14 protein-coding genes and 1 pseudogene are annotated in these 11,872 nt (G+C 66.7%); 6 read left to right on the top strand and 9 right to left on the bottom strand.

What is annotated here, in order from left to right; translation table 11 throughout:
• Positions 1 to 4: 4 nt before the first annotated feature.
• The 3 genes and pseudogenes from P8T65_RS31670 to P8T65_RS31660 all read right to left on the bottom strand — a co-directional run bounded on the left by P8T65_RS31670 (position 5) and on the right by P8T65_RS31660 (position 1,614).
• On the bottom strand, positions 5 to 1,108 hold the full coding sequence (locus tag P8T65_RS31670) for a tyrosine-type recombinase/integrase (RefSeq protein WP_316728604.1): 1,104 nt from the start codon (positions 1,106 to 1,108) through the stop codon (positions 5 to 7).
• 65 nt (positions 1,109 to 1,173) lie between these two features.
• Positions 1,174 to 1,371: pseudogene (locus tag P8T65_RS31665) on the bottom strand (hypothetical protein); the annotation flags it as partial.
• An 18-nt stretch (positions 1,372 to 1,389) separates the two neighbouring features.
• Positions 1,390 to 1,614 (bottom strand): IS3 family transposase, encoded by a 225-nt coding sequence (locus P8T65_RS31660; protein WP_316728602.1) that lies wholly within the window; start codon positions 1,612 to 1,614, stop codon positions 1,390 to 1,392.
• A 106-nt stretch (positions 1,615 to 1,720) separates the two neighbouring features.
• On the opposite strand from P8T65_RS31660, the gene P8T65_RS31655 reads away from it, so the two are divergent.
• Positions 1,721 to 3,319: an IS4 family transposase gene (locus P8T65_RS31655; protein ID WP_316728600.1), complete on the top strand. Its 1,599-nt coding sequence runs from the start codon at positions 1,721 to 1,723 to the stop codon at positions 3,317 to 3,319.
• A gap of 6 nt (positions 3,320 to 3,325) precedes the next feature.
• On the opposite strand, the gene P8T65_RS31650 is transcribed toward P8T65_RS31655, so the two are convergent.
• Positions 3,326 to 4,102: an IS3 family transposase gene (locus P8T65_RS31650; RefSeq protein ID WP_316731798.1), complete on the bottom strand. Its 777-nt coding sequence runs from the start codon at positions 4,100 to 4,102 to the stop codon at positions 3,326 to 3,328.
• A gap of 5 nt (positions 4,103 to 4,107) precedes the next feature.
• Positions 4,108 to 4,434, bottom strand: a complete 327-nt coding sequence (locus P8T65_RS31645; RefSeq protein ID WP_316728598.1) for a transposase — start codon at positions 4,432 to 4,434, stop codon at positions 4,108 to 4,110.
• Between the two features lie 465 nt (positions 4,435 to 4,899).
• Here P8T65_RS31645 and P8T65_RS31640 point away from each other — a divergent pair, with 465 nt between their 5' ends.
• Complete coding sequence (locus P8T65_RS31640; RefSeq protein WP_316728597.1) at positions 4,900 to 5,400, top strand: hypothetical protein; 501 nt, start codon at positions 4,900 to 4,902, stop codon at positions 5,398 to 5,400.
• 73 nt (positions 5,401 to 5,473) lie between these two features.
• On the top strand, positions 5,474 to 5,878 hold the full coding sequence (locus P8T65_RS31635; protein ID WP_316723968.1) for a hypothetical protein: 405 nt from the start codon (positions 5,474 to 5,476) through the stop codon (positions 5,876 to 5,878).
• A gap of 109 nt (positions 5,879 to 5,987) precedes the next feature.
• Here P8T65_RS31635 and ltrA read toward each other — a convergent pair whose 3' ends face one another.
• Positions 5,988 to 7,451 carry a group II intron reverse transcriptase/maturase gene (ltrA, locus tag P8T65_RS31630; protein WP_316723494.1) on the bottom strand — a complete coding sequence of 488 codons (1,464 nt, stop codon included), beginning with the start codon at positions 7,449 to 7,451 and terminating at the stop codon, positions 5,988 to 5,990.
• A 461-nt stretch (positions 7,452 to 7,912) separates the two neighbouring features.
• On the opposite strand from ltrA, the gene P8T65_RS31625 reads away from it, so the two are divergent.
• Complete coding sequence (locus tag P8T65_RS31625; RefSeq protein WP_316723967.1) at positions 7,913 to 8,479, top strand: transposase family protein; 567 nt, start codon at positions 7,913 to 7,915, stop codon at positions 8,477 to 8,479.
• Positions 8,480 to 8,665: 186 nt separating this feature from the next.
• Here P8T65_RS31625 and P8T65_RS31620 read toward each other — a convergent pair whose 3' ends face one another.
• From P8T65_RS31620 to P8T65_RS31610, 3 genes are read right to left on the bottom strand one after another with little or no spacing between them, the layout of a single operon-like run.
• Positions 8,666 to 9,457 (bottom strand): MerR family transcriptional regulator, encoded by a 792-nt coding sequence (locus P8T65_RS31620; RefSeq protein ID WP_316728595.1) that lies wholly within the window; start codon positions 9,455 to 9,457, stop codon positions 8,666 to 8,668.
• 15 nt (positions 9,458 to 9,472) lie between these two features.
• Positions 9,473 to 10,234 carry an ABC transporter permease gene (locus tag P8T65_RS31615; protein WP_316728593.1) on the bottom strand — a complete coding sequence of 254 codons (762 nt, stop codon included), beginning with the start codon at positions 10,232 to 10,234 and terminating at the stop codon, positions 9,473 to 9,475.
• On the bottom strand, positions 10,231 to 11,040 hold the full coding sequence (locus P8T65_RS31610) for an ATP-binding cassette domain-containing protein (RefSeq protein WP_316728591.1): 810 nt from the start codon (positions 11,038 to 11,040) through the stop codon (positions 10,231 to 10,233). Before P8T65_RS31610 ends, P8T65_RS31615 begins: the two co-directional genes overlap by 4 nt.
• 223 nt (positions 11,041 to 11,263) lie before the next feature.
• Between P8T65_RS31610 and P8T65_RS31605 the strand changes: the two genes are divergently transcribed.
• Positions 11,264 to 11,614 carry an NUDIX domain-containing protein gene (locus P8T65_RS31605; RefSeq protein ID WP_316728590.1) on the top strand — a complete coding sequence of 117 codons (351 nt, stop codon included), beginning with the start codon at positions 11,264 to 11,266 and terminating at the stop codon, positions 11,612 to 11,614.
• A gap of 3 nt (positions 11,615 to 11,617) precedes the next feature.
• Complete coding sequence (locus P8T65_RS31600) at positions 11,618 to 11,797, top strand: DUF6257 family protein (RefSeq protein ID WP_316728588.1); 180 nt, start codon at positions 11,618 to 11,620, stop codon at positions 11,795 to 11,797.
• Positions 11,798 to 11,872: the final 75 nt, after the last annotated feature.

The raw sequence follows: 11,872 nt of genomic DNA, 5'->3' as shown, positions 1-11,872 counted from the left end.
CCTGTCAGGCCCCGGCGAACGCCGGAGCCAGTGCCTTGTGCAGGGAAGTGTTCATGAAGTCGTCGCTGACGTGCGTGTAGATGGCCAGGGAGCTGTCGCACTCATGGCCGACCTGCTGCTGGATGAACCGGCGGTCGACTCCGTCCTCGGTCAGATGCGTGACGTAAGAATGCCGGATTGAGTGGGGAGTTAGATCTTTTGGGATCTTTAGGGCGTCCCGGTATGCCTCGAACCGGTCGTTGATGGAGCCGGGCTGGAGACGGCCCCCGCGCTCGGTGATCCACAGAGCCGGGTGATCAGGGAATCCGAATCGCGGCCGGACGTTCTCGACATAGTCGGCGACCGCCTCGACGGCCCAGTCCATCACCGACAGCACGTTCCGCCGCCGCGGCGGCTGGCCCTTCTTCGCCTTGCCGTAGCGGACGTTGAGCGTGCCGTACCGGCCGAACTGCCGGGCCTGCGGATTGCGTCCGAAGTCGACCACATCGAGCTTGGAAGTCTCGGTCCGGCGAAGCCCCCACCCGTAGATGACCTTGAAGAGGGTGGCATCCCGGTAGGCGGCGAGAGCACCCTTGCGCTTGGCCTTCACGGCGCGTGCGACCTGGTCGTCGGCATAGTCGAGGAACCGCTGCAGCTCTTCCCTTGTGAACGGCCGTGCCTCCGGCTCGCCCTCGTAATCCTGCAGGTGAGGGAGGGTATTCCACTCGTGACAGATCGCCACCGGATAAGTGCCGAATGCTTCTTCACATGCCGGACCCCAGCCGTATCGGGCGTCGATGAGAAACTCGCTGAACAGGCGGACGTCACCCTGGTAGCTGCGGATCGTGGACGGCGCCAGATGCTTCTCGCTCGTCAGAGATGCCGACCACTCGTCCAGGTGGGCCGGCGTCCACTGCCACGGGTACTCGTTCGCGAACTCCAGAAACCGGCGGATCAGCCGTTCCCTCGGGTCGATCGTCTCGTCCTTCAGCCCTCGCGACTTCTGCTGAGCCCGCCAGCCCCTCAGCATCGCGTCGAACATCGCGTCCTCCGGACGCAACTGGACCACGCCGGAGACAAGCTCCAGATGAGCCGACCCCGCCAGGGCCGCCATGCGCTGATGCACCACTCCAGACCATCCCTTCTGGAGAGCAGATCATGCATCAGAAGGGATCATCTCGGCAACACACCTGTTCAGGCTGCCAGTTCGTACAGGGTACGGAGTCCTTCCGTCTCCCGCCGTGACCACGCGACCTGCGGCTTCTCGCCCGCCTGATGCAATTCCCGAGGGTTTATGTAAATCTGGGTGGTGGCGACGCTCTCGTGGCCCAGCCAGAGGGCGATGACGGTGCTGTCGACGCCAGCCGCGAGCAGGCGCATCGCTGAACCGCCCCGGGTTCGGTGGAGATCTCAGATCGTGGTGATGACCTGGGGTTTCTTCAGTTCGGTGTAGTAGTTGGCTTCGTATTCGACGGGTGGGATATGGCCTATCTCACCGTGGAGTCGGCGGTGGTTGTACCAGTCGATCCACTCGGCGGTGGCCAACTCGACCTGGGAGAGCGTCTTCCAGGGCCGCTGAGGCTTGATCAACTCGGTTTTGAACAGGCAATGCCGCGGAGTTAAGCCGTCCCGCATCACGTCAAGTTGATCAGCTTCCGGTCCAAGGCGACCATGAAGAACGGGACTTCTGCTACAGAGGTGAAGCCGACCAAGGTCTTCACTACTCCGAGCGGAGGTCCCGTTGCCCGACCAGTCTGCCACCACGACGGTGACTCGCAGCATCACCGTCGCCTCGGGCCTCTTCGCGCCCGGACATCTGGGGGAGCTCACGCAGCTTCTTCCCTTCGAACTGATCGACGACGTGCTGGAACACACCAGGGCGGTGCAGCGCAGGTTGCGCCTCATCCCCTCCCGCGTGGGGGTGTACTTCGTCCTGGCGATGTGCCTCTTCCCGGAAGCCGGATACCTGCGCGTCTGGAGCAGCCTGACTGCCGGGGTGCGTACCCTGGCCTCGAAGGTCCCTTCGGAGAAGGCACTTCGCGAGGTACGCCGCCGTCTGGGGACGGCTCCGTTCCAGGAGCTGTTCGAGACGGTGGCCGGCCCGCTCGCCCGCCCTTCGATGCCCGGAGTGAGTTACCGGCGATGGCGCACGGTCGCCTTCGACGGATGCAGCTCGCTGCAGGCTTCCGACACCGTCCGGGTCCGTGGGGTGCTGGGAAAGACCCGCCGCCACCGAGGTGTGGAGGGGTACCCGCACGTCCGACTGATGGCTCTGTGCGAGACCGGCACCCGCGGTCTACTTGGGGCCGTGTTCGGGCCGACGAGCACGGGTGAACCCGGATACGCCAGACGTCTGCTGCCACTGCTGGACGCAAGCATGCTGTTGCTCACCGACCGGAACTTCTCCGGCGACGAGTTCCTGAACGAGGCCGCCGACACCGGCGCCCAGCTCCTGGCACGGCTCACCTACCGCCGTCGTCCGGCTGTGATCTCCGTACTGCCGGACGGTTCCTACCTGACCCGACTGCGCGGCCGCACCTTCCGGATCATCGAGGCCGAGGTGACGGCGAACTGCGCCGACGGGAGCCGCGCCACGGACCGATACCGCCTGGCGACGACGCTCCTGGACCACCGGACCGATCCGGCCGACCGGCTGGTCGCGCTCTACCACGAGCGATGGGAGATCGAACTGTCCTTCCTTGCGCTCAAGGACACGCTGTTTGCCGGCCGGGTTCTGCGCTCGGGCGACCCGGTGGGCTTGCAGCAGGAGCTGTGGGCTCTGCTGGTCGTCTACCAGAGCCTTCGTCGTGCCATGGTGGACGCCGTCGAGTTCCGGCCGGGCACAGACCCAGACCGCGCCAGCTTCACCGTTGCCCTCCGCGCGGCGGCAGAACAGGTGATCACCGCGCGGGCGGTTCTCGAACCCGCCGACGGAAACGGCGGCATCGCGCAGGCCGTACTCGATGCTCTGCTGCCGCCGCGTCGGGCACGCACCAGCGCCCGGCTCGTAAAATGCCCGATCTCGCAGTACACCGTGGTCTCCCAGGAACGTCCCAGGAAGAGCCAGCTGATCACTTCCATGCACATTGCCGTCCACCGGCGTGACAAGACCGAGCCCGATGACCTGGGCTTCAGGGAGCGCACCCTCCGTCTCCTGCGCACTGATCCAGGACGAGCGTGGCGCACTGTCGAGATCAGCAAGGCCCTCGGCATCACGGTGAGGGCGAAGTACCGCAGTCTGTGCACGCAGATCAACCAGTGGGCCGAGCAGACCATGCTGATCCGGGAAGGACGAGGGAGATACCGGATCGCCCCCGAATGGCTCGCCCCTGCTGACTGAAACTGATCAACTTGACGTGATGCGGGACGGCTTAACTCCGCGGCATTGTTTGAACAGGCCGATCGTGGACTCCATCAGGGCGTTGTCGTACGCGTCACCGACGGATCCGATACTCGCGGCGATGCCGGCGGCGTCCAGGTGCTCGGCGAGGCGGAAGCTCGTGTACTGCGACCCGGCGTCCGAATGATGTATCAACTCGCCTGGCTGGATAGGGCGTTGGTCCCGGTCGCGCTGCCAGATCGCCATCTCCAGGGCGTCCAGCACGAACACCGTCTCCTTCACCGTGGCGGCCGACCAGCCCACGATCCGGCGCGAGAAGGTGTCCACGACGAATGCGACGTAGACGACGCCGGCGAAGGTCTTCACGTGCGTGAAGTCGGCTACCCAGCAGCGGTTCGGGGCGCCGGCGACGAAGTCGCGGTCGACAAGGTCGGGAGCCCGCTCAGCCTGCCCGCCGGAGATCGTGGTGATGACGCGTTTGCCGCGCACTGCGCCCTGGATACCGAGCTCGCGCATCAGGCGCTCGACGGTGCAGCGGGCCACCGCATGCCCCTGCCGGTTCAGCTCGCGCCAGATCTTCCTGGCTCCGTAGACACGGTAGTTGGACGTGTAGACCTCGTGGATCCTCTCCTTGAGCTCCTCGTCGCGCACGGAACGTGCTGAGGGAGTTTCGAGGCGTTTCTTATGGGCGTAGTACGTGGAAGGGGCGATCTGGCAGTCGTGTGCGGTGAGCGTTCTGCAGATCGGCTCGACCCCGCCGAAGCGGTCCCGGTGCTCGTCGATGAACGCTACGAGCGTGTGTGTGGCCGGTCGAGCTCGGCCGCGAAGAAACTCGCCGCGGCCTTCAGGATCTCGTTCGCCCGCTTCAGCTCGGCGTTCTCCTTCTTCAATGCCTTGAGCTGGGCGGACTCCTCCGTCGTCATCCCTGGACGCTGCCCCGCGTCAATCTCGTACTGCTTCACCCAGTTCCGCAGCGTCTCACGGGAACCGATGTCGAGCTTGTCCGCCACCGCCTGCAGGGCGGCTGTCTCGTTCGGATAGTCGTCGCGCACTTCGGCGACCATGCGCACCGCGCGACGGCGCAGCTCAAGCGGGTAACGGGAGGGTCGTGCCATGACTCAATCCTTTCACGGAATCGAGTCTCTACCTGACACGGGGCGGTTCACCTCCTGGTCACTCAACAGACCGCCAGCGCGACCGATCCTGTCTCCGCGGACTACATCTACAGGCGCTTCGATCGCGCCGGTCTGACTCTGCGCGCAGTTCGCGCCGACAGAATCCTGGACGAGGCCCGCGAGACCGAAGATCCCGTCCACCTCGTCCGTATCTTCGGAATCTCCATCACCACTGCCATGAAGTACATCCACGCTGCCCATCCCCACCGCGCCGGCCCTGTTCCTCACTGAGACTCCGCCAAGTTCGTTTCCGCAGTTCAGTGGGGCTGGTGTGATGCGCGGTGAGGTCCTCACGCTGACAGGTGGCGTGATCGTTAGCACGAGATCGTCCGGCGCGGGCGTTCTCGCGGGTTCTGGTGTGAGGTTCGGGGCTGCCGCGTAGGTTCCGCGTCGGGAGGGATGTTCATGACAGACGTGCTGACGTGGACGATCGGGCGGCGGCTTGAGCTGGCGAAACGTGCTGAGCTCCTGCGTAAGGAGCTGGGCGAACTCGAGCTGGAGGTGGCCCGGTTGGAGGCCGCCGAGGTGGTGTTCGGGCAGTGGGCCGAGGCCACCGACGGTGGACGGCGGCCGTCGGGCATCGTGTCGCCGGAGCCGGAGCCGGAGCCGGAGCCGGAGCCGGAGCCGGAGCCGGTCGCTGTGACGGTGGGCCCGGGCGCGGGCGGGATGCGGGTGGTCCCCGATCGTGTCGAGGGGATGGGGCTTCAGGCCCTGACCTCGGAATACCGTCGGATCATGGAGATCGTGGCCGGGTCGGACGGTCCGGTGATGGCCAAGGACGTTGCCGTCGGACTGGGCCGGGAGACGACGCCGGGGAAGATCGAGCCGGTCCGGGGTCAGCTGCGCAAACTCTCCGACCGGGGCTGGCTCGTCCGCACCGCATCGGGCCGCTACCGGCCATGCTGACCAGCGGTGTTGGCGGCCGGACGGGCCGATTCCGGCCGTAACGCGAGGGCCCCCGGCGGGAGTTGGTTGATGTGTGACGAAAAACCAGCCCGCCGAGGGCGCTCAGGATGTTGTCTACCAGGTCCGCCTCCCGCTGTCGAAGCGGACCATCGATCTCGTCGCCGGCCTGATACGCCGGCGCCGCAACCGGATGCGCTCTGTCTGGCGCAAGGCCGAACCCGGTAAGCAGGCCGTCATCGTGCTCGCCGTCCTGCGTCACGACCAGCGCCTGGCCGACATGGCCGGCGGCAACGGTGTCGGGGAGTCCACCGTCCGCCGCTGGGTGAAGGAAGTCGTCAAGCTGCTGGCCGCCCGCGCCCCACGCCTGGACCGCGCGCTGAAGAAGATCGCCCGCAGCGGCGGGGTCGTGGTCCTCCTCGACGGCACCCTGATCCGCACCCACCGCCGCACTGGGAAGGACGACAGGAAGAACTGTTGAGTCGGCACGGAGCGCGGTGCTGGTGTTGCCACCGGTCCGTTTCTCCGTGCCGCTCGCCGAACCCGGCGTGCGGCTCTCACCGCACCGGGCTCTCCACGGTCTCTGCCGTTCAAGCGTGGTTGAGTGTCCAGGGGCTGGGGATCGTGTTGCCCCGGTATCGGTAGCGGGTGACCGCAATCGAGACCATGGGGAACAGTTCGATCCCGTCCGCCGAGAGCTTGTGCCACCGGCCGTTGTGGTCGGTGAAGCGCCGACGGACGTCCTTCCACCTCCAGCGATGCAGCACCATCCACCAGCTGGTCACCCGTCGCCATACGAACTGGTCCAGGGCTTTCAGCGTGGTCTTGCATACCGCGTGCTTGAAGTAGTTGACCCAGCCGCGCAGAATCGAGTTGATCCTCTTCAGCACGGTCCCCGGGTCCTGCTGCGACGTTCTGTTCGTCAGGGCACGGATCTTGTCCTTCAGCTGCCGGATGGGCCTCTTGGCGATGAAGGTGTAGACGTACCACTTGTTCGATCCTCGCTTGCGGCGCCACTGGATGTGGAACCCAAGGAAGTCGAACCCGTCCGACATGTGCACGATCCGAGTCTTGGCCGGTGACAGCCTCAGCCCGAGAGGGTGCAGTACGTCGGCGATGTCCTCGCGCAGGCAGGCGACGTCGTCACGGCTGCCGTCGACCAGGACGACGAAGTCGTCCGCGTAGCGGACGATGCGCCAGTTCGCGCGGCCGTGAAGACGATGGTGCGCCCGCCTGCCTCTGGTGGACATCCTCCCGCCCGGCTCCCACGGCTCCATCACGTGCTCGTCGAGCGCGGACAGGGCAATGTTCGCCAGCAGCGGGGAGAGGATGCCGCCCTGCGGGGTGCCGGTGAAGGTCTCCTCGCGGCCGCCGCCCTCCGTGAGGACGCCGGCCTTGAGAAACGCCTTGACCAGCCGCAGCACGCGCTTGTCCTTGACTCTCGCGCGCACCCGGTCCATCAGGGCCGTGTGGTCGATGGAGTCGAAGCACGCCTCGATATCCGCATCCAGCACCCAGCGATAGCCGCTGGTGCCGTAGCGGTGGATCTCGGCGATCGCGTCGTGTGCGCGCCGCATGGGCCGGAAACCGTAGGAGACCGGCAGGAAGTCGGCCTCGAAGATCGGCTCGAACACCAGCTTGAGGGCTGCCTGGACCACCCGGTCGGAGACGGTCGGGATGCCGAGCTTGCGCACCTTCCCGCTTCCGCCGGGCTTGGGGATCTTGCGTTCGCGCACCGGCAGCGGGCGGAATTCACCCGTCTTCAGTACGCGTTGCAGGTCCTCAAGGTAGCCCGGGAGGCCGAGTTCCCGCTCGACGTTGACGACTGTGAGGCCGTCGACGCCCGGGGTGCGGGCTCCCTGGTTGCCCGCGACCCGTTCGAACGCCACGAGCAGCGTCGCCGGGTCGCATACGAGGTTGAACAGATCGTCGAACCTGCGGCCATGGTCAGCCGCCGCCCAACGGTGAAGCTTGGTCTGCATCCCCGATACTCGCTGGTGAGACCCCAACGGGGCCTCGGGAGCACCACTGTTCAGTGGTGCGTCTTTCGGCATTGCAGCCTCCTTCCCTTCTCGAAACCGCTGCCGCCCTTCCCCATGTGCCGGGCTCTCCCCGGCTCGGAGTACTACGGCGGCTCCGCCCCGTCCCGGCCCGATCGGCCGACGATGGACCCAGCCCTCCGCCCGAACTGGACGCGCGGCAGGAGGGCGGAACCGGGACGGTTCCCGTGTTCGCTCGCTGTTCGATCGTCGGAGTAGGAGCCCGGCTATACCCCCGCGGCCTCGCCACGGCTACCCCGCAGCACTTCACCGTGGCCTCCCCGCGCGACCGAAATAGACCACCCAGGAAGTTCCCCGCCAGCCGAATATCCAGCAGGGACGCACCGCATCCAGCCGTCATCCACCAGGTTCGAGCTGGCGTGCCTTAAGGAGGCGTAGACGCCGGTTCCTCGCGTACTCCTCTCCGTCTCGCTTGCCGGACCCGCACCATCTGGCAGTACTGGCACGTCCCGGCTTTGTCGGGGCTGCTTCCCGCCCTCCCCGGCACCTCCCGGTTCAGGCTGCCCCCAGCTTCAACCGCCCTGCTGCGACAGGGCGATGGTGGCGGTCTTTCACCTCCACTCGAACAACGAGCGCCTCACGGCGCACACTCGGGCAAGCACAAGGCCCATGGCCTGCTGTTTCTCGCACTGACCGACGAGAAGGGCAACCTGATCTGGATCTCCGCAGCCAAGCCCGGCCGGTCCAGCGAGATCACCACCGCCCGCCACAACAAGATCACCGAACACCTGCGGGAAGCCGGCCTCGGCGCCCTGGCCGACCTCGGCTTCGTCGGCCTCGACGACAAACCCGACGACGACCCGGTGATCATCACCGGCCGCAAGGCCACCCGCAACCACAAGCTGACCGCCGCCGAGAAGGAAGCGAACCGCCTGGTCAGCCGCGAACGCGCCGCCAACGAACACGGCTTCGCGAACCTCAAGAACTGGCGGATCCTGACCAAGCTCCGCACCGACACCCGGCAGGCCACCACGCTCCTGCGGGCCCTGCTCGTCCTGGCGAACAGCGAAGTACAGCGCTGACGGAGCGGGCGGATGATCTCGCCCCGACGATCATGCCACCTGTCAGCGTGAGGACCTCACCAACGCATCACACCAGCCCCACTGAACTGCGGAAACGAACTTGGCGGAGGCTCACTGAGGCAGACGGCCGCCCCCGGGAAGCACGTGCACCCCCAAATAGCGTCATTCCAGGACCCTGACCTGCCTTCACGATGGCAGCTCAGTGTTGAGTCTCTCGGCAGGCACTCGCTCGATGCGGATCCAGCCCCTCCAGCCCCGCTCCTCCAGGATCGCCCGGAGTCGCTCGGCGACCGGTGAGGAGTTGGCCGTGGTTGAGTCCAGCAGGTCGACGAACTGGTCGTCGATGCCGTCGTCGGCACCCACCTCGCCGGCCTCCTCAGCGCGAATCATCAGGCGCTCCATGATGTCGGCGACCTCGACGATCCGCGGGTCGTCGGCCGGCCAGTCGAGTGCCCCGCTGAGAAGGCTGTAGAGCTTCACCATGTCGGGGTCGTCCAGCTCCTCGTGCTTCTTGGCGATCACGGAGTCGATCGAGTGCGGCACCTGGGCGGCGATCATGATCCAGGCGTCCCGCTCCATCTCGATGTACCGCTCCTCAACGCCGAGACCGCGCAGCCGGTCGAGGTAGTCCACGACGCTCTGCGGAAGCGCCAGGTGCTCTCCGGCGGCGAGCCTGGCGAGTCGGCTGCGAGTGTCCTGCAGCCGCCGGATCTCGGCGCGCAGGGCCTTGTCGATCTCCTGGACGCCGCCGGCGAAGTCCTCCGGGCCGGCGTCAAGGAGTTCCTGTACCCGGGCCAGCGGCACGCCGGCGTCTGCGAGGGTGCGGATCCGGATCAGTCGCACGACCGCGGCAGCGTCGTAGGTCCGGTATCCGGACCGGTCGCGCTCGGGCTCTGGCAGCAACCCGATCCGGTGGTAGTGGCGTACCGCCCGCACCGTCACCCCGGCGTACGACGCAAGCTGGCTGATGGTGAGCATGGGTCTCAGACTGCCTCAGGCGATCTTCCGGCGATAGGCGGCCATCGCGAAGATGTACGCCACGACGAGGATGCCGACGCACCACGCGAGGGCGGTCCAGATGTCGTCACCGACCGGCTGCTGGGCGAACAGGTTGCGGATCGTGTTGACGATCGACGTCACCGGCTGATGTTCGGCGAACCAGCGCACCGGGCCGGGCATCGTCTTGGTGGGCACAAACGCAGAGCTGACGAACGGCAGGAAGATGAGCGGGTAGGCGAACGCGCCCGCTCCCTCGACCGAGGACGCGGAGAGCCCGGGGATCACGGCGAGCCAGGTCAGCGCCAGGGTGAACAGGAGCAGGATGCCGGTGACCGCGAGCCATGCTGACACTCCTGCCCCTGAGCGGAAGCCCATGAGCACAGCGACGCCCACGACGAGTACAAGAGCGATCAGGTTGGCGACCAGAGAGGTGACGACGTGGGCCCACAGCACACCCGAGCGCGCGATCGGCATGGACTGGAATCGTTCGAAGATCCCGCTTTTCACGTCGGTGAACAGCCGGTACGCGGTGTAGGAGATGCCTGAGGCGATGGTCATGAGCAGGATGCCGGGCAGCATGTAGTTCACGTACGAGACCGACCCGGTATCGATGGCGCCGCCGAACACGTAGACGAACATCAGCATCATGGCGACCGGCGTGATGGCGGTCGTGATGATGGTGTCCATGCTGCGTGTGACGTGGCGCAGGGTCCGCCCCGTGAGCGCGGCGGTGTCGCTGAAGAAGTACTCGGTCATCGTTGTCCCCCGGTTGTCGTGCTGGTGGCGGCGCTCTTGTCGCCACTGCCGATGACCGCGAGGAAGATCTCCTCCAGAGTCGGCTGCTTCTCGACGTACTCGACCTTGGCGGGCGGGAAGAGCTGCTTGAGCTCGGCGAGGGTGCCGTTCACGATGATCCGGCCCTGGTGGAGGATCGCGATCCGGTCGGCCAGCTGTTCGGCCTCGTCCAGGTACTGCGTGGTGAGCAGCACCGTCGTTCCGTGGCCGGCGAGCTCCTTGACCGCATCCCACACCTCGATGCGCGCCTCGGGGTCGAGTCCGGCCGTCGGCTCGTCCAGGAAAATCACCGGCGAATTCCCGATGAGGCTCATCGCAATGTCCAGCCGGCGGCGCATCCCACCCGAATACGTGGACACTCGCCGCGCGCCTGCCTCGCTCAGCGAGAAACGCCTCAGCAGGTCATCCGCAGTCGCGCCAGGGTCCTTGAGGTGGCGCAGCCTGGCGACCAGGGCGAGGTTCTCCCGACCGCTGAGGATCTCGTCGACGGCCGCGAACTGCCCGGTGAGACTGCTGGACTCCCGAACGTTCGCCGCTTGCGTGGCGACGTCGAAGCCATTGACGCTCGCCGCCCCCGCGTCGGCATTCAGGAGCGTGGCGAGGATCCTCACGGTCGTGGTCTTGCCCGCCCCGTTGGAACCGAGCAGGGCGAAGATGCTGCCCGGCACCACGTCGAAGTCCACACCGCGCAGCACTTCGAGCTTCCCGTACGACTTCTTCAGACCCTGCACGCGAATCGCCGGACCGGCGATCGATTGGGCTGCCATGGTCATCTGCCTCCTTCGCGGAGCTGTTCCAGGCGACTGCGCGGAAGCTCCTCCCGGAAGGATGGAGGGTTGACCCAGCGTCAAGGTCAAGCCCGTTCCGACCACGGCACTCAGATCGCCGACCGGGCAGACACACCGCAGCGATGACGGGCTGCTCGACCCGAGCTCGTTCGGCCGTGAACCCGCCATACTCATAGCTGTCGGTGAACCACTCACGCGTCGGTTGCTGCGACTCACCGGCCAGAAATCGACGAACCCGCCTGCTTCGCCCGGCGGTCACGTCGACCCCGGTGAGACGAGCCGCGCCGCTGCCGCCCGCGAGCTCGCCGAAGAGGCCGGCGTGCACGCGGCCCCCGAGGAACTGACCCAGCTCGGCGTGTTCGACGCCCCCGGCCGGGACCCGCGCGGCAGGTACGTCACCGTCGCCTACCAGCTGACCGTCATCCCCGGAACGATCACCGAGGCCGGAGACGACGCGACCCGCGCCGAGTGGTGGCCCCTGAACGCCCTGCCCCAGCTGGCATTCGACCACGCCAACATCATCGCCGCCGCCCTCACCAAGACGGAGCGCTGACCCATGGCCGACAACCCCGACATCCGGTTCGCGGACTTCACCACCGGCGAGAAGCTGCGCGTCATCGCCCTGACCGCGCGCATGGCCAAAAGGGGCGCCGGCGGTGACGGCGTCGACATCAGCGACCTGCAGCGGCGCGTCGAGCGGATCGAGAACCAGGCGCTCAGGCGCAAGAAGAAATAGCCACGCCCCGGGGACGGCGTCCAACCGCCAAGCCGTCGCCGCCCCCGGGCCTCCAGCCCCTCCGCAGAGAGACGG

This window comes from Streptomyces sp. 11x1, from assembly GCF_032598905.1.
GTDB lineage: Bacteria > Actinomycetota > Actinomycetes > Streptomycetales > Streptomycetaceae > Streptomyces.
Note: the sequence above shows the minus strand (reverse complement) of the source record. Positions and strands in the feature narration are given on the sequence as shown.